Raw genomic sequence first — 16,256 nt, forward strand, 5'->3', positions numbered from 1 at the left:
TAACTTTTGTAGGAGCGAGCTTGCTCGCGAAAAACCCGGGACCGCCGCGGGGGGTCAGGTTTTCCGCGTTATCGTTGACGGTCTTCGCGAGCAAGCTCGCTCCTACAGTGGGGTCTAGGTGCCCCGCTAGGCATGGGCACTGAGCGGTAACTTTTGTAGGAGCGAGCTTGCTCGCGAAAAACCCGGGACCGCTGCGGGGGGTCAGGTTTTTCGCGTTATCGTTGACGGTTTTCGCGAGCAAGCTCGCTCCTACAGTGGGGTCTAGGTGCCCCGCTAGGCATGGGCACGGACCGGTAACTTTTGTAGGAGCGAGCTTGCTCGCGAAAAACCCGGGACCGCTGCGGGGGGTCAGGTTTTTTGCGTTATCGTTGACGGTCTTCGCGAGCAAGCTCGCTCCTACAGTGGGGTCTAGGTGTCGCGCTAGGCATGGGCACTGACCGGTAACTTTTGTAGGAGCGAGCTTGCTCGCGAAAAACCCGGGACCGCTGCGGGGGGTCAGGTTTTTTGCGTTATCGTTGACGGTTTTCGCGAGCAAGCTCGCTCCTACAGTGGTAACAGGGGTACATGGGGGGATCAGCCCGCTACGCGCACCACGCCGAGGTCGATTCCCAGGTGGACCAGTTCGGCATGGGAACTGACCTGCAATTTGCTCTTGAGCAGGGTCAGGTGGTTGGACACGGTCTTGCTGCTGATATTCAACTGGTCGGCAATCACTCGGGTCGGCGTGCCTCTGGCCAGCATCAGGAAAATCTCCAGCTCACGCGGGGTCATGCCTTGCAAGCGTTGGTCGCTTGGCGTGTAGGCCAGTTGGGTGGCGAGGGACTGTTCGATATAGGCGTGGCCGTCGAGGACGCGCCGCACCGCTTCGATCAACACTTCGGGCGCCGAGCTTTTGGTCAGGTAGCCCGAGGCGCCGGCTTCCAGGGCCTGGCGCACCAGCGGCAGTTCGTCGTGCATGCTGAAGAACAGCACGCGCAGTTGCGGCAGGCGCTGGCGCAGGCGGCGCGTGGTTTCCAGGCCGCTGATGCCGGGCAGGCCGAAGTCCATGATCACCAAATGCGGCAGTGCTTCCTGGACCCGGCTCAAGGCCTCTTCGCCGCTGGCCGCTTCGCGCACTTCGATGGCCGGCAACAGTGCACGCAACAGGCTGGCATAGCCTTGGCGCACCACCGCATGGTCGTCCACCAACAGAATATTCATGAGGCCTCCAATGGCATGTTCAACGCCAGCGCCCAACCGGCGCCGGGGTGGCTGAGGATTGTCAGTTCGCCGCCCAGGCAGCGCGCGCGTTCGTACATCGAATACAGGCCGACGCCGGGACGCTGCGGCGTTTGCGCGCCGCAGCCGTTATCGCGCACCCACAGGCGCAGGCGCGAACCGTGACGATGCAGGCGCACGCGCACCTGGCTGGCATCGGCATGCCGCACGATATTGGTCAGGGCTTCCTGCAGCAGGCGATAGAGGTGCGTCTTGCTCGCCCCGGACAACGCCGGCAGGTCCGCGCTGACCCGCAGCCGGCAATCGATGCCATGGCTGGCCTGCCACTGCGTCACCAGCATCGCGAACGCCTCGGCCAGCGGCAGGTGCTGCAGGGCCACCGGGTACAGGTCGTGGACCAGTGCGCGAAAGCCTTGCTGCAAGTGATCGCAGTGATCTTCCAGTTGCGCCACCGTGCGCGCGAGCAATTGCGGTTGGTCGGTGACCAGACGCAACAGGCAGGCCTGGGCGCGAATACCGGCCAGGTATTGGCCGAGGTCATCGTGCAGGGTCTGGGCCAGGTGGTTGCGCTCCTGCTCTTGCACCGCCATCAGGGTTTGGGTCAGTTGGGTATTGTCGGTGCGCGCCTGCTCCAGGGCGGCGGTCATGCGGTTGAAATGCAGCGCCAGTTGCCGCGCTTCCGGCGAACCGGCGCTGCGCAGGCGCACATTGAGCTGGCCGGCGCACACCTGTTGCAAGGCGCGCAGCAGTTCGTCGAGTACGCCCATGCCACGGCGCACCGCCCAGCGGATGGTCAGCAGGCTCAGCGCCAGGGCCAGGGCGCACAGGCTCAACAGTTGTTGCAGGGAGTCCCAGACTTCATCGATCTCATCCCGCGGGTCGACGGCGATGGACACGCGGCGGCCGTCCGGCAGGTCCAGCACCTGGGCACTGCGCCGCGCCTCGGCAAACAGCAGGCGCCCGAGCCAGGCGTCCAGGCCGGACGGCAGCGGCGCCGGCAAGGTCTCGTCGGGGGCCAGCCAATGCACGCGCACATGGCGCAGGCTGGCGGTGAGATGCGGTTGCAGGCTGGCCGGGTCGCGCTCGGCGGTTGCGCTGAGGTAATGCACCACCGCTTCGGCCGATTGCAGCTCACGCTCCACATCGGTCAGGGCCTGATGCAGCAACAGCGCGGTGCAGGCGCAGGTGACCAAGGCGAAGAAACCGCACACCCACAGGTTGATGCGCCACAGTGCCGACATACCTAGTGCGCCACGCTGGCGGGCACGCTCAGCGCCGGGCGTGGTGCGTGCAGCTTGTCGACGCCGATCAGGCTCACGATCAGCAGGAACGGCAAAAGCAGCGCCTTGAGGATTTGCATGATCGTTCATCTCCCGGATGGACACGGTGGGGGTAACCCATGCTAAGACCGCGCCACCTGCGCGGGCTACTACCTTGGTACTGGCTCAGCGGTACTTTCTGCATATTTGCAGCAGACATAAGGCTTCCTATGCTGGCGCTACCTGACATGGAGTGCCTTATGCGCCAGCTCGCCCCCTACGCCGTGCTCTACCTGCTGGCGATTGCCTGCGCCGCCGGGGTGGCCACTGCCAGCCAGGCCGCCGAGGCGCCGTTGGCGGTGCAGATCGGCTACCTGGGCTATCGGCCCGACCCTGGGCCGCTGCTGTCGAATGTGATCCCCGAGCCCACCGACGCCGGGCAACGCGGTGCGGAACTGGCGATCATCGACAGCAACAGCACCGGCGCCTTTCTCAACCAACGCTACAGCCTGACCAGCGCCACGGTGGACAGCCCCGACGCCCTGCTCACCGCCGCCCAGGCCCAGCACGACCAGGGCCTGCGCCTGTTCGTGGTCAACGCCCCCGCCGCCAGCCTGCGCCAGCTCAGCGCGGCCCTGCCCGACAGCCTGCTGTTCAACGCCGGCAGCCCCGATGACAGCCTGCGCAGCACCGACTGCCTGGGCAACGTGCTGCACACGCTGCCCAGCCGCGCCATGCTCGCCGATGCCCTGGCGCAATTTCTGGTGGTGCGCAAATGGCAGAAGGCGCTGCTGATCGTCGGCCCCACCGAGGATGACCAGGCCTACGCCGCCGCCCTGCGCCGCGCCGCCAAGCGCTTCGGCGTGCATCTGGTGGCGGAGAAAGCCTGGCGCTTCGATAACGACCAACGCCGCAGCGCCCAGGCAGACATGCCGCTGTTCACCCAGACCGCCGAATACGACGTGGTGCTGGTGGCGGACGAGCGCGGCGACTTCGGCGAGTACGTGCCCTACCAGACCTGGTACCCGCGCCCCGTCGCCGGCACCCAGGGCCTGACGCCCACCGGCTGGCACAAGACCGTCGAAACCTACGGCGCCGCGCAATTGCAAAAACGCTTCGAGGCCCTGGCCGGGCGCTGGATGAACGACCGCGACTTCGCCGCCTGGATGGCCGTGCGCAGCGTTGCCAGTGCGGTGAACAAGCTGCGCCAGGTCGACCCCATGGCCATCCGCCAACTGGAGATCAGCGAGCAACTGCCGCTGGACGGCTTCAAGGGCCGCAAGCTCAGCTATCGCGCGTGGAACGGCGAGCTGCGCCAACCGATTCCGATCGTGCAGCCCCGCGCGCTGGTCAGCACCTCACCCCAGGACGGTTTCCTGCATCCTTTCAACGAAATGGACAGCCTGGGCTACGACAAACCCGAGGTGACCTGCCGCTTCCCTTGATCGCTCCCCTACTCACAATAATAAGGAATCCGCCATGCGCCGCACCCTGCTCTCATGCGCCCTGCTGCTTGCCGCCGGGCACGCCGTGGCCAGCACCGCCTGGGTCTCCAACGAGAAAGACAACACCCTCAGCCTGATCGACATGCAGACCCTGCAAGTCACCGACACGCTCAAGGTCGGCCAGCGCCCGCGGGGCCTGCTGCTGTCCCATGACAAAAAGCTGCTGTACATCTGCGCCAGCGACTCGGACCGCGTGCAGGTGATGGACGTGGCCACGCGCAAGATCATCAAGGAGCTGCCCTCCGGCAAAGACCCCGAGCAGTTCGCCCTGCACCCCAATGACCGCTGGCTGTATGTGTCCAACGAAGACGATGCACTGGTCACCGTGATCGACACCGAGACCTCCAAGGTGCTAGGCCAGATCAACGTCGGCGTAGAGCCCGAAGGCATGGCCGTGAGCCCGGACGGCAAGTGGGCGGTGAACACCAGCGAAACCACGAACATGCTGCACTGGATCGACACCAGCACCCAGACCCTGGTCGACAGCACCCTGGTGGACCAGCGCCCGCGCTTCGTCGAGTTCAACCACGATGGCTCGCAGCTGTGGGCCTCGGCGGAGATCGGCGGCACCGTGACCATTCTCGATGTGGCCAGCCGCGCGATCCTCAAAACCCTGACGTTCAAGATCAAGGGCGTCCACCCGGACAAGGTGCAGCCGGTGGGGATCAAGCTCAGTTCCGACGGCAAGTACGCCTTTGTCGCCCTGGGCCCGGCCAACCATGTGGCAGTGATCGACGCCAAGACCTTCGAGATCCTCGACTACCTGCTGGTGGGCCGCCGCGTGTGGCAGATGGCATTTACCCCGGACGAAAAACAGTTGCTGGCCACCAATGGCGTCAGCGGCGATGTGTCGGTGATCGATGTGGACAGCCTCAAGGTGCTCAAGTCGGTGAAGGTCGGGCGTTATCCATGGGGCGTGGTGGTCACGCCATGAACGCCCTGGAGGTGCGCGACCTGAGCTTCGCCTATGGCGCGCGCCAGGCTTTGCACGAGGTGAGTTTCAGCCTGGCACCGGGGCGCTTTGCCGCGTTGCTGGGGCCCAACGGCGCCGGCAAGTCGACCTTGATCGCCCTGCTCACGCGCTTGTACGACCTGCAAAGCGGCGACATCCGCGTCGGCGGCCACTCCCTGCGCGATGCACCGCGCGCAGCCCTCACGCAACTGGGGGTGGTGTTCCAGCAAAGCACCCTGGACCTGGACTTGAGCGTCGAACAGAACCTGCGTTATCACGCCGCGCTGCACGGTTTGTCGCGGCGCCAGACCGACGTGCGCGTCGCCGCCGAGCTGGCGCGCCAGGCCCTCACCGAGCGGCGCCGCGAAAAAGTCCGCGAGCTCAACGGCGGGCACCGGCGCCGCGTGGAAATCGCCCGGGCGTTGTTGCATGAACCGCGCTTGCTGCTGCTGGATGAAGCCAGCGTCGGCCTCGACCCCGCCAGCCGCCTGGCGCTGAACCAGCACGTGCGCAACCTGTGCCTTGAGCAAGGCATCAGCGTGCTGTGGACCACGCACCTGCTCGATGAAGTGCAACCCGACGATGCGTTGATGATCCTGCACCAGGGCCGCTTGGTGGCCAGCGGGCAGGTCGATGCGCTGATCCTCGAACAGGGTGGCGACCTCGGCAGCGTCTTTGCGCGCCTGACCCGCCCCACGACGACGGGAGCCCCGGCATGAACGCTTACTGGCAATGCTTGCGCGGCATCGTGCTGCGCGAGTGGCTGCGCTTTGTATTGCAGCGCACGCGGTTTCTCAGCGCCCTGGTGCGCCCGCTGTTGTGGCTGCTGGTGTTCGCCGCCGGGTTCCGCGCCGCGCTGGGTATCTCGGTGATCGAACCCTACGACACCTACATTCCCTATGAGGTCTACATCATCCCGGGGCTGGCTTGCATGATCCTGCTGTTCAACGGCATGCAGGGTTCGCTGTCGATGGTCTACGACCGCGAGATGGGCAGCATGCGCGTGCTGCTGACCAGCCCGCTGCCGCGCACGTTTTTGCTGTGCAGCAAGTTGCTCGCCACCGCGCTGATTTCACTGTTGCAGGTATACGGGTTCCTGGCGATCGCCTGGGTCTACGGCGTGCAACCGCCTGTCATGGGGCTGTTGATCGCCCTGCCGGCCTTGCTGCTGGTGGCCTTGATGCTGAGCGCGCTGGGTTTGCTGTTGTCAAACGCGATCCGCCAACTGGAGAACTTTGCCGGGGTGATGAATTTCGTGATCTTCCCGCTGTTTTTCATGTCGTCGGCGCTGTACCCGTTGTGGAAGATGCGCGACTCCAGCGAGTGGTTGTATTGGCTGTGCGCAATCAACCCCTTCACCCACGCCGTCGAGCTGGTGCGCTTTGCCCTGTATGAACGCTTCGCCGGCCTGGCCCTCGCGGTGTGCCTGGGCTTGACCGTACTGTTCGCGGTGTTGGCGGTGCTGACCTTCAACCCCCAGCATGCGGCGTTGCGCAAAAAAGGCTGAGGGCGGCAAAAACTACTACTTTAGTACTGGTTTTCCTGTCTATCGTCGCATTCCCAAGGGCTCGGGACTCACGTGTAATGGGCGCATAACGATAAGGATCGCCCTGCCATGCTGCCTGCCCGACTGCCCTTGTTGGCGCTGCTGTGCCTGTTTGCCGCCAACGTACAGGCCGATACCGCATTATTTTCCGCCGACGGCTATCGCATCAGCCTGTATCGCAGCCCCACGCCCGATCATGTGCAGGGCGCGACGATCATCGACACCCCTGCCCTGCAAGCCCTGCTGACCCAAACCCCAGCCCCGGTGCTGATCGATACGTATCGCCGCCAGTGGCTGCAAGGCCGCTTCATCGAAGACCAGCCCCACGCCAACCTGCCCGGCAGCCGTTGGCTGGCCAACACCGGCGACGGCGACCTCACGCCGGAGTGGCAAAGCTATTTCGTGCGCCACCTGTACACCTACAGCGGCGGCAACCTGGCACGACCATTGGTCTTCTATTGCCGCTCCGATTGCTGGCTGAGTTGGAACGCGGTAAAACGTGCGGCCAACCTGGGCTATACCTCTGTGTATTGGTATCGCGATGGCCTGGATGCCTGGGAAGCGGCGAAGCTGCCGGTGTCGGTGGCGCAACCCGAGCCATTTGAATAACCACAATAAGAAAGGTGAACGGCCATGTACAAAATCCTGATTGCCGATGATCACCCACTGTTTCGCGAAGCGATTCATAACGTCATCAGCGATGGTTTCCCCGGCAGCGAAGTGATGGAGACCGCCGACCTGGACAGCGCCCTGGCGCTGACCCAGGAACACGACGACCTCGATCTGATCCTGCTCGACCTGAACATGCCCGGCATGCACGGTCTCAATGGCCTGATCAACCTGCGCAACGAATCGCCGACCATCCCGGTGGTGATCGTGTCCGCCGAGCAAGACAAGCAAATCGTGCTGCAGGCCATCACCTATGGCGCCGTCGGTTTTATCACCAAGTCGTCGCCGCGCCAGCAAATGACCGAGGCGATCCAGCAGATTCTCAACGGCAATGTGTACCTGCCGCCGGACATCATCCGCACCCAGAAACCCGGCACCCACCGGCGCCTGAACGAAAACCCGGGCTTCGCTCCGGAATTGCTGCAGGCGTTGACCCGCAAGCAGTTGCTGGTGCTGGAGCGGATGACCAAGGGCGAGTCGAACAAGCAGATTGCCTACACTCTGGAGATCGCTGAAACCACGGTGAAGGCCCATGTGTCGGCGATTTTGCGTAAGTTGAATGTGCATAATCGGGTGCAGGCGATCTTGAGCGCGGGGGATATTGATTTTGGTTCTTATCTGCGTCGCTGATCTTTCGGAAAGCGCATAGAACCCTTGTGGGAAGGGGCTTGTGTGGGGCTTGTGTGGGAGGGGGCTTGCCCCCGATAGCGGTGGATCAGTTATAGGTGCAGTGACTGACAGTCAGCTATCGGGGGCAAGCCCCCTCCCACATTGGATCTCCATTTGATCTCTGGTTCTCCATTTGTTCTCTGGATCTCTGGATCGCTGTTTGATCGCTGTTTGAGGAGCGTTCGGTGGTCATTTGCCTAAGAGGTGGCTCATCGCGGTCTTGAGCTTCATCGGCCGCACCGGCTTGTGCATTAAGGTGTGTCCCAGTTCGCGGATCTGCAGCTTCAGTTCGTTGCTGTAATTGGCGGTGATCATCATGGCCGGGATCGGGCTGGCGCGCCGGGCGTTGATGCGTGCCACGGCGTCGACGCCGTTCTGCTCATCGTCCAGGTGGTAATCGGCGATCAGCAGGTCGGCCTCGGCGTGATAGTTGTCCACCTGCCGCGCCAGGTCTTGTTCCGATAACGCGGTGACCACCCGGCAGCCCCACCCCTCCAGCAAGGTCCGCATTCCGGCGCAGATCGCTGCGTCGTTATCCAGCACCCACACCCGCGCGCCTTGCAGGCGCTCCAGCATCGGTTCGCTCATGGACGGCTGCGGCAGCGATTTGGGCGCGGTGGCGCTCAAGGGCACGTCCACCGCGAACATCGAGCCCTTGCCCGGCCACGACTTGACGGTGATGCGATGGCCGAGGATGCCGGCGATTTTTTCCACGATGGCCAGGCCCAGGCCCAACCCGCGATCCTGGTCGCGCCGCTGCACATCGCCGCGTTTGAACTCCTGGAAAATTTCCTCCAGGCGATCTTCGGCAATGCCCATGCCGCTGTCCCAGACCTGGATCGACAAGCGCTGGTGCTGGCGGCGGCAGCCCAGCACCACGCGCCCCGAGTAGGTGTAGCGAATCGCATTGCTCAGCAGGTTGCGCAGAATCCGCGCCAGCAGCTGGATATCGCTGCGCACCAGCGCCGAGCAGCCGACGAAGTGCAACTCCAGGCCTTCGCTGCGCGCCAGTTGGGTGAATTCGACGGCGAGGTTGTCGAGCAGCTCGCTGAGGGCGAACGGGGCGATATCGGCTTTGATCACCCCGGCATCCAGCTTGGAAATATCGACCAGGGTGCCCAACAGGTTTTCCACGTCTTCCAGCGAGTTGCTCACGTTGCGCACCAGGGTTTCATTGGCCTGGGGTTCGCGGCGTTCAAGCAAGGCGCCGGTGAACAGGCGCGCGGCGTTCAGCGGTTGCAACAGGTCGTGGCTGACGGCGGCGAGGAATTTGGTTTTCGACAGGTTGGCCTGCTCGGCTTCGAGCTTGGCTTCGCGCAGGCGCGATTCCACGCGGCGGCGTTCGTCGATTTCGCGCAGCAACTGGTCGTTCAGCGAGGTCAGTTCCGAGGTGCGCTGGGCGACGCGCAGCTCCAGGTTCTGATAGGCCTGGTGCAAGGCTTCGGCGGTGCGCCGGCGCTCGGTGATGTCGCGGATCAGCACAAAGATCCCCACCACTTCGCCACTGGCCAGGCGGTTGGGCACGTAGGAGCGCAGCATGTAGCGCTCCTGGTTGTTGATGTTGGTTTCGGCGAATTCGAAGGTCACGCTCTCCCCCGCCAGCGCCCGCGAGACGTAGGCATCCAGGCGCTGACAGTGTTGTTCGCTGTGGACTTCGCGCAGGCTCTGGCCGAGCATCATGCCCCGCGGCCAGCAGTACCATTCTTCATAGACCTTGTTGGTGAACTCATACACCAGGTCGGCATTCAGGTAGCCGATCAGCGCCGGCACATGGTCGGTGATCAGGCGAATCCAGCGCTCGCTCTCCTGCGCCTTTTGCGCCGCGGCCTGCTCGCGGCGCAGGGTTTCGGCGCGCAGGCGGGCGTTGATCAGCAAGTGGTTGCTGGCGCGCAGTTCGGCCATCGCCTGGTTCAGCGCGTCGGTGCGCTCGCGCACTTGTTCGGCGAGCACCACCGAGTGCTGGAACGTGGTGTAGGGGTCGTTGCCCTGGGTCACCCCGGACTCGATGCGCTCGATCAGCGCCGCGTTGATCCGCGTCAGCTTGTAGTTGTCCAGGCGTAGCCGCGCCAACTCGGCCAACAGTTCATTGCGATCCTGGGGCTCGCCCTCGGGCAATGGCGACGCCGGTGAAGGTCTGGTTGATATGCATGCCATTGAACTGTTCTCCGTAGGTGTTGAACCCCATCACCCGCTGGTCGCGCAGGAAGCCGCCGATCTGCTCCAGGGTGCCGCTGTCTTCCAGCTCCAGGCGGCGCAGGAAGCAGTCGCAGCCAATGGTCAGCAGCAGCTCGCCGAGGCGCGATTGCAGGCCGTCGAACAGGGTTACCAGGTTCGGCAGGATCGGCCCGGGTGTCATCACCGTGAGGACGATGCCGTTTTCCACGGCGCAGTAGAAACTCAGGCTCAGGTCGTCATGCACCTGCTGGATCGCCCTGACGTAGTACTGGTCGTGGATACGTACCGCCAGCGGGTGCGCGGCGAAGACACGGTGGTCGAGGTCGGCCACGGCCACGCCGATGTGCCGCGCGTACTCCTCCGCGGCGGGCTCGGCGTTGAGCTCGAATACCCGCCGCGACGGGCTGTCGGCGCCGGTCACCACGAGTTTTTCCGCACGCGGCAGAATGTGGTGGGTGGTGAACACCTCGAAGTCCAGCCAGGTATTGACCAGCACCACCACGGCCGCGCCGCTGTGGAACGCGCCGTTGAAATACACGTGGGTGTGCGTGAGGTAATTGTCGTCGCCGGCCGAGCCGCCGAAATGCGGGATATCGCCGAGCGCCGCGCTGAGGGCCGCGAGCACCATTTCTTCACGGCTGGACAGCCCGTCGAGCAAGGTCAGGGCGAAAGTGTTGCCCTTGATCGGCGCCAGGGTGTTGCTGCGACAGCCGCCCACCAGACGTTCAACCATGTGCTGGGCGTCGATCAGGCTGAAGTGTTCCACCTGGTCGATCAGTTCGGTGGCAATCGAAAAATGCGCGTGGTTAAAGCCCATCGCCGTCACGCAATTGCGCCCGTAGCCTTGGGGTGTGATCTCGCCGGCGCTGGTGCAACCGACGAGGCGCACATTGCCGAAACAACGTTGCAGGGCTTGGCCGAGCGCCTGCAGGTCGTAGGAAGCCGAGCAGAAAAACAGCACGAAGCCCAGGTACGGATGCAGCAGTTGCTCGGCCAATTCTTCGGCGGCCTGCCCGGCATCGGTGGCCAGAGACATGGCACTGACTACGCCTTCATGGTTGTGCATCGTCGACTCTCCGCTCTGAGGCATGAGTGTACGAAGGCTGGGGGGGCGGAACCTATGCTACTTGGGTACTGGGTGGGGGATGCGATGGGATGAGACGCCCAGGATGCAGGTAATCAAATGTGGGAGGGAGCTTGCTCCCGATGGTGGTGGATCAGCTACAAATGAGCCAACTGAACCACCGCTATCGGGGGCAAGCCCCCTCCCACATTTTGACCGCGTACCACTTAAAGACCAGGGCAGTCAGGTCTTACCAGGTGAGCACGGCACCGACGGCGAAGGTGTCGGTGTCTTCATTTTGTGCGCTGGTGTCATGCCCCTTGATCTGGAACTGGTTGTATTCAGCGACCAGCTTCAGGTTGTCGTTCACGTCGTGAAACAGCGCAATGCCACGGGTGTCATAGTCGGCGCCGCTGCCCACCACGCCGTTGCCGTCGTCCTTGGTCTTGCCATACGACAGCGCCAGGCGGTTCTTGCCCAGCTTGTAGGAGCCTTGCAGCAGGTAGCCGTTGCTGTCGACATTGCGCAGGGTCGCTTCGCCGGCATTGTTGGTGAAGAACGGGTTGATGCCCTTGGCCTGGAAGCCCGAGCCGGTCAGGGACAGGCCGCCCATTTTCGCCTGTACGCCGTAGCCCACGCCTTTGGAGGTGACGCTGTCGACATTGGAATCGGTGTTGTCCGAGGTCTGGTAGCTGCCGTTGAGCCAGCTGTAGATCTTCGCCCCGCCCAGGTCGAACTGGTAGGTGATCTCGCTCTCGGTACGCGGGTTTTTCTGGTAGGCCTTGCCTTGGGGGCTGCTGTCGTTGGTATCGACCGGGTCGAGGATGCCGACGGCAACACGCAGGCCGTCCATCACCGGGGTGCGGTAGGTGATCTGCGAGGTCGGGAACGGGTATGGATAGCCGCTGCCGATATTGCCGAACGAAACCCCGCCGCCGTCGACCAGGCCGAGGCTGTCGCTGACCTGGCCGTAGCCCGCGAGCAATTCGTCGAGCAGGATGTTGGAGCGGGCGAACAGGCCGAAGTCCTTGCCGATCAGCACTTCGCCCCACTCCGGATTGGCTACGGTGCCGTAGAACTGGCGCACATCGATGGCAGTGTCGGTGCCGTTGGTCTGGCTGTCGTTGATGGTCACCCAGAACGAGGCACGGGCGCCGAGCTTGAGGTCGTCGGCCTGCTTGGTCATGTTGAAGCCCAGGTAGTTGGGCAAAAAGCCCATCTTCACCCGGGCCTGGCGGCGGTCGTATTGGTCACCGGCGCGGTCTACGTTGCTGTTGACGTAGAAGGCGTTGATGTAGCCATCGGTGGAGAAGGTGGTTTCGTCTTTGTCGTACAGCATGATTTCAGCGCTGGCGAACGGGCTCAGGCCCAGGCCGACGAGAAACACAGGCAACAGACGCAGGGGGAGTTTCTTATTGTTATGCATGGTGCGCTCCGCAACGGGGACATGATGTCGGAGGCGATTATCGAAAGCTGCCAGGCCACGGCCTACGCTGCCTTGGCGCCAATTTCAGGGTGCTTTGGACGGGCAGCGGGGGCTCGGCAAATTCGGTGTAAGACCGGCCCGTTCACAGACGCGGCACTTAGGGTGTAAGACCGACCCTGAACAACATGCCGAAAGACCGCGTCATGTCCTGTTACAGGTCGACACTTTGCCTCGCAGCGTTTTTTTCCCTTAATCTGCCAAGTCCATGTGGGACACATCGCGAATGTAACCCGCAGCCCGCCACCAAGGACCGCCGCCCATGCCCGCGTTGATTCAGGCTTTTCTGGACGAGGCATCGTCGACCTACACCTATGTGGTGCATGAGGCCGACGATGGCCCCTGCGCCATCGTCGACTCGGTGCTCAATTACGACCCGGCCTCCGGGCGCACCGACACACGCCAGGCCGACAAGGTGATCGCCTACGTGCGCGAACATCGCTTGCAGGTGCAATGGCTGCTGGAAACCCACGCCCATGCCGACCATCTGTCCGCCGCGCCTTACCTGCGCCGGACGTTGGGCGGCAAGATCGCCATTGGCCAGGCCATCAGCAAGGTGCAGCACGTGTTCAAGCACCTGTTCAACCTGGAGCCGGAATTTCGCGTCGACGGTTCGCAGTTCGACCACCTGTTCGCCCCGGATGAAATCTTCCCTATCGGCAACTTGAAGGCCCAGGCCTTGCACGTGCCCGGCCACACCCCGGCGGACATGGCCTACCTGATCGACGATCAACTGATCCTGGTCGGCGACACCCTGTTCATGCCCGACGTCGGCACCGCCCGCTGCGACTTCCCCGGTGGCGATGCACACCAGCTGTATGCGTCGATGCGCAAGCTCCTGGCCTTCCCGCCGCAGACGCGACTGTACGTATGCCACGACTACCCGCCACAAGGCCGTGAGGCCCGGTGCCAGACCACCGTGGCCGAGCAGCGCGCGGGCAATATCCATGTGCATGACGGGGTGGATGAAGCGGCGTTTGTGCAGATGCGGACCCAGCGCGATGCCGGGCTGGGGATGCCGACACTGCTGCTGCCGGCGATCCAGGTGAATGTGCGGGCGGGGAATCTGCCGCCGCCCGAAGAGAATGGGGTGGTGTACCTGAAGATCCCGCTCAATCAGCTCTGAACGCGCTCAACCGGCCACCTGCGTCGCGGGTTCACGCGATGGAGAACTGAGCCACAATCTGCTTGAGATCCATCGCCAGCTTCGACAGTTCGTGGCTGGCAATCGACGTTTGCCCGGCGGCCGACGAACTCTGGATCGACAGGTCGCGAATGCTGATCAGGTTCTGGTCGACGGAGCGCGCCACATGCGCCTGTTCTTCGGAGGCCGTCGCGATCAACTGGTTCCGGTCGTTGATGTCGGCAATCGCTTCGGTGATCTGGGTGATGGCCTGGCCTGCTTCGTGGGCGATTTTCAGGGAGTCCACCGCTTCGCTGCGGTTCATGGTCATCGACGACACCGCCTCGTTGGAACAGACCTGGATCTTCGCGATCATCTGCTCGATTTCCTGGGTCGAGGTCTGGGTCCGGTGAGCCAGCGCCCGCACTTCATCGGCCACCACCGCAAACCCTCGGCCTTGCTCGCCAGCCCGCGCCGCTTCGATGGCGGCGTTCAGCGCCAGCAGGTTGGTCTGTTCGGCAATCGAGCGGATCACTTCCACCACCCGTGCGATGTCCTGGGCCTGCTTGGCCAGGCCTTCGACTTCCATACCGGTCTGCTGCACGGTGGCGCTGAGTTTTTCAATCGACGCGATGGTCTGGGTCACACGCTCCTGGCCGATTTGGGCCGAGCGTTGGGAGTCCTGGGTCGACTGGGAGGCCGAGACGGCATTGCGCGCGACTTCTTCCACCGCCGCGGTCATCTCATTGACCGCCGTGGCGGCCTGGTCGGTTTCCATGCTCTGGCGCTCGATACCGGCGCTGGACTCACGGGTAATCGAACTCATCTCTTCGGCAGCCGAGGCCAACTGCCCGGAGGCTTCGGAGATATGCTGCAAAGTGGTTTTGAGGTTCATCTGCATCGCGGCAGTCGATTGTTGCAGCTCCGTCAGCTCATCCTTGCCGTTGACGGCGATGGCCACGCGCAGATCACCGTCGGCGATCTTGGAGGTCGACACCAGCAACTCACGCACTGGCGTAATGATACTGCGGGTAAACAGACTCGCGACGACCACGGTCAACAGCACTGAAGCGCCCATCAGCACCCAGGTAAACAGACGAGTCGCGTTGTATTCGCTGGAGGCGATCCGCACCGCCTCATTGGAGCCGCGCCCGTTCAGGGTGATCAGGTCGTTGATCGAGTCCTGCGCCTTGAGGGCGACGGGGGCTTGCACGTCGCTCAGATAAGCGGCGATCTGCGCGGAGGAGCCTGTGGTAGAGAGTGTCAGAAACTCGTCGATCTTCTGGTTGTAAGTGCCAATACTGCTCATGACTTCGTCATATTTGGCCTGTTCCTCGGGACTCGACACCATGGAAGCGTAGCTCTGGGCGATCTTCATCAACTCCGATCGGACACTTTGAAGGCTATCCCGTGAACTTTGATCCTGCCGGGCACTGTCCATGGCAAAACGGCGCAACTCCAGACGCAACTTAAACAGGGCTGAATCGATTCTTCCGGCCAGGCGAATACTGGGCAGCCAGTTGTTTTCAATCTCAACGGTTGAAGAATAGACGGAATCGACTTTTACCAGCGTCATGCCCCCTTGTATTAACAGCAGAATGCAAACCACTCCGAAACAAAGGGTGGTACGTAGATTCAATTTCAGGGATCTCATAGACATCTCGATTCACCTTTTACGTGGACTTGTTAGTTAGGTGGCTTATAGCAACTAATTTGTTTAATAACGCGTGAAAAATTCGTGAGCGATCAAGGAAATTTTTATGATGCAAGAAAAAAACCCCGTTCTTTTTAATTACTTAGCTAAACAACAAAACTCATCCAGCCTGAAGCCCAAAGCGCGTTGGAAGTCAATCGGGCCAGGCGGCAATATTTAGAATACGAAGTTAGATTAAAGTCGTAGGGTACACGGCACCTTGGCGGCTGATTCTCCATGACTTGTCCGGCCACTTGAATGGGGAACGTAGCCGATACAATAGAGCGCTCAGGTAAAACATACATTGACAGGTGTCAATACTAAAAAGCGCGCGCCAATAAAGAGCAATGCATGAGTTGCGTTGCGTTGCGCCGCGAACCTTGTCTCAGACCATCAATCCATCCGGCGGCAGTGGCAACGCGGTCTTATAGCGCACTTGTTTAAGAGCGAAGCTGGAGCGGATATTGGCAACACCTGGCACTTTGGTCAGAAAGTCCATCATGAAACGCTCCAGCGACTGGATCGTCGGCACCAACACACGGATCAAATAGTCCGGGTCGCCGGCCATCAAGTAGCACTCCATCACCTCGGGCCGGTCGGAAATCGCCCCTTCGAATTGCTGCAAGGCCAGTTCGTTCTGCTTTTCCAGGCTGACATGGATAAACACGTTGACGTGCAGCCCCAGCAGGTCGGCATCGAGCAAGGTTACCTGGTCGCGAATCAGGCCCAGTTCCTCCATCGCCTTGACCCGATTGAAACACGGCGTGGGCGACAGGTTGACCGAGCGGGCGAGGTCGGCGTTGGTGATGCGCGCATTCTCCTGCAGGGCGTTGAGAATGCCGATATCGGTACGGTCCAGTTTGCGCATGAGACAAAATCACCTGTTTATTATGTTTATGCA

Annotated in this window: 14 protein-coding genes; 7 read left to right on the top strand and 7 right to left on the bottom strand. The window is 62.4% G+C overall.

Annotation, left to right across the window (positions count from 1 at the left end; all coding sequences use genetic code 11):
- Window positions 1–573 precede the first annotated feature (573 nt).
- Window positions 574–1,200 carry a response regulator transcription factor gene (locus ACP7E3_RS06680; RefSeq protein ID WP_017847484.1) on the bottom strand — a complete coding sequence of 209 codons (627 nt, stop codon included), beginning with the start codon at window positions 1,198–1,200 and terminating at the stop codon, window positions 574–576.
- Entirely contained in the window at window positions 1,197–2,459 is a 1,263-nt protein-coding gene (locus tag ACP7E3_RS06685; protein ID WP_177033265.1) for a HAMP domain-containing sensor histidine kinase, read from the bottom strand. Before ACP7E3_RS06685 ends, ACP7E3_RS06680 begins: the two co-directional genes overlap by 4 nt.
- Window positions 2,460–2,737: 278 nt before the next feature.
- On the opposite strand from ACP7E3_RS06685, the gene ACP7E3_RS06690 reads away from it, so the two are divergent.
- From ACP7E3_RS06690 to ACP7E3_RS06715, 6 genes are all read left to right on the top strand, one after another.
- A complete protein-coding gene (locus ACP7E3_RS06690) occupies window positions 2,738–3,922 on the top strand; it encodes an ABC transporter substrate-binding protein (RefSeq protein WP_426122632.1) in 1,185 nt (394 codons plus the stop codon).
- A gap of 34 nt (window positions 3,923–3,956) precedes the next feature.
- Entirely contained in the window at window positions 3,957–4,916 is a 960-nt protein-coding gene (locus tag ACP7E3_RS06695; protein WP_017847488.1) for a YVTN family beta-propeller repeat protein, read from the top strand.
- Window positions 4,913–5,653: an ABC transporter ATP-binding protein gene (locus ACP7E3_RS06700; protein ID WP_017847489.1), complete on the top strand. Its 741-nt coding sequence runs from the start codon at window positions 4,913–4,915 to the stop codon at window positions 5,651–5,653. The genes ACP7E3_RS06695 and ACP7E3_RS06700 overlap by 4 nt, the downstream gene beginning before the upstream one ends.
- On the top strand, window positions 5,650–6,441 hold the full coding sequence (locus ACP7E3_RS06705) for an ABC transporter permease (protein ID WP_046382810.1): 792 nt from the start codon (window positions 5,650–5,652) through the stop codon (window positions 6,439–6,441). The genes ACP7E3_RS06700 and ACP7E3_RS06705 overlap by 4 nt, the downstream gene beginning before the upstream one ends.
- A 108-nt stretch (window positions 6,442–6,549) precedes the next feature.
- Window positions 6,550–7,089: a PQQ-dependent catabolism-associated CXXCW motif protein gene (locus ACP7E3_RS06710; protein ID WP_046382809.1), complete on the top strand. Its 540-nt coding sequence runs from the start codon at window positions 6,550–6,552 to the stop codon at window positions 7,087–7,089.
- A 24-nt stretch (window positions 7,090–7,113) separates the two neighbouring features.
- Window positions 7,114–7,779: a response regulator transcription factor gene (locus tag ACP7E3_RS06715; RefSeq protein ID WP_017847492.1), complete on the top strand. Its 666-nt coding sequence runs from the start codon at window positions 7,114–7,116 to the stop codon at window positions 7,777–7,779.
- Between the two features lie 228 nt (window positions 7,780–8,007).
- On the opposite strand, the gene ACP7E3_RS06720 is transcribed toward ACP7E3_RS06715, so the two are convergent.
- The 3 genes from ACP7E3_RS06720 to ACP7E3_RS06730 form a co-directional block, all read right to left on the bottom strand.
- Entirely contained in the window at window positions 8,008–9,972 is a 1,965-nt protein-coding gene (locus tag ACP7E3_RS06720; RefSeq protein WP_079444258.1) for a PAS domain-containing hybrid sensor histidine kinase/response regulator, read from the bottom strand.
- Window positions 9,902–11,059 carry a nitric oxide-sensing protein NosP gene (gene nosP / locus ACP7E3_RS06725; RefSeq protein WP_046382808.1) on the bottom strand — a complete coding sequence of 386 codons (1,158 nt, stop codon included), beginning with the start codon at window positions 11,057–11,059 and terminating at the stop codon, window positions 9,902–9,904. The genes ACP7E3_RS06720 and nosP overlap by 71 nt, the downstream gene beginning before the upstream one ends.
- 247 nt (window positions 11,060–11,306) lie before the next feature.
- Window positions 11,307–12,482: a porin gene (locus ACP7E3_RS06730; protein ID WP_017847495.1), complete on the bottom strand. Its 1,176-nt coding sequence runs from the start codon at window positions 12,480–12,482 to the stop codon at window positions 11,307–11,309.
- A 319-nt stretch (window positions 12,483–12,801) separates the two neighbouring features.
- Between ACP7E3_RS06730 and ACP7E3_RS06735 the strand changes: the two genes are divergently transcribed.
- Complete coding sequence (locus tag ACP7E3_RS06735; RefSeq protein ID WP_046382806.1) at window positions 12,802–13,665, top strand: MBL fold metallo-hydrolase; 864 nt, start codon at window positions 12,802–12,804, stop codon at window positions 13,663–13,665.
- 31 nt (window positions 13,666–13,696) lie between these two features.
- Here ACP7E3_RS06735 and ACP7E3_RS06740 read toward each other — a convergent pair whose 3' ends face one another.
- Both ACP7E3_RS06740 and ACP7E3_RS06745 read right to left on the bottom strand, forming a co-directional pair.
- Window positions 13,697–15,322, bottom strand: coding sequence for a methyl-accepting chemotaxis protein (locus ACP7E3_RS06740; RefSeq protein ID WP_108525027.1), 1,626 nt, complete (start codon window positions 15,320–15,322; stop codon window positions 13,697–13,699).
- 418 nt (window positions 15,323–15,740) lie between these two features.
- The gene (locus ACP7E3_RS06745; protein WP_017847498.1) at window positions 15,741–16,223 is read right to left on the bottom strand and encodes an Lrp/AsnC family transcriptional regulator; all 483 of its coding nucleotides are present in this window, start codon (window positions 16,221–16,223) and stop codon (window positions 15,741–15,743) included.
- Window positions 16,224–16,256: the final 33 nt, after the last annotated feature.

The organism is Pseudomonas sp. PSPC2-3 (genome assembly GCF_049898265.1).
Classification (GTDB): Bacteria; Pseudomonadota; Gammaproteobacteria; order Pseudomonadales; family Pseudomonadaceae; genus Aquipseudomonas; species Aquipseudomonas veronii.

Bases quoted from the DNA above. Each gene is read 5' to 3' on its own strand.
- ACP7E3_RS06680 (WP_017847484.1), bottom strand. From the start codon at position 1,200: ATGAATATTCTGTTGGTGGACGACCATGCGGTGGTGCGCCAAGGCTAT.
- ACP7E3_RS06685 (WP_177033265.1), bottom strand. From the start codon at position 2,459: ATGTCGGCACTGTGGCGCATCAACCTGTGGGTGTGCGGTTTCTTCGCC.
- ACP7E3_RS06690 (WP_426122632.1), top strand. From the start codon at position 2,738: ATGCGCCAGCTCGCCCCCTACGCCGTGCTCTACCTGCTGGCGATTGCC.
- ACP7E3_RS06695 (WP_017847488.1), top strand. From the start codon at position 3,957: ATGCGCCGCACCCTGCTCTCATGCGCCCTGCTGCTTGCCGCCGGGCAC.
- ACP7E3_RS06700 (WP_017847489.1), top strand. From the start codon at position 4,913: ATGAACGCCCTGGAGGTGCGCGACCTGAGCTTCGCCTATGGCGCGCGC.
- ACP7E3_RS06705 (WP_046382810.1), top strand. From the start codon at position 5,650: ATGAACGCTTACTGGCAATGCTTGCGCGGCATCGTGCTGCGCGAGTGG.
- ACP7E3_RS06710 (WP_046382809.1), top strand. From the start codon at position 6,550: ATGCTGCCTGCCCGACTGCCCTTGTTGGCGCTGCTGTGCCTGTTTGCC.
- ACP7E3_RS06715 (WP_017847492.1), top strand. From the start codon at position 7,114: ATGTACAAAATCCTGATTGCCGATGATCACCCACTGTTTCGCGAAGCG.
- ACP7E3_RS06720 (WP_079444258.1), bottom strand. From the start codon at position 9,972: ATGGCATGCATATCAACCAGACCTTCACCGGCGTCGCCATTGCCCGAG.
- nosP (WP_046382808.1), bottom strand. From the start codon at position 11,059: ATGCACAACCATGAAGGCGTAGTCAGTGCCATGTCTCTGGCCACCGAT.
- ACP7E3_RS06730 (WP_017847495.1), bottom strand. From the start codon at position 12,482: ATGCATAACAATAAGAAACTCCCCCTGCGTCTGTTGCCTGTGTTTCTC.
- ACP7E3_RS06735 (WP_046382806.1), top strand. From the start codon at position 12,802: ATGCCCGCGTTGATTCAGGCTTTTCTGGACGAGGCATCGTCGACCTAC.
- ACP7E3_RS06740 (WP_108525027.1), bottom strand. From the start codon at position 15,322: ATGTCTATGAGATCCCTGAAATTGAATCTACGTACCACCCTTTGTTTC.
- ACP7E3_RS06745 (WP_017847498.1), bottom strand. From the start codon at position 16,223: ATGCGCAAACTGGACCGTACCGATATCGGCATTCTCAACGCCCTGCAG.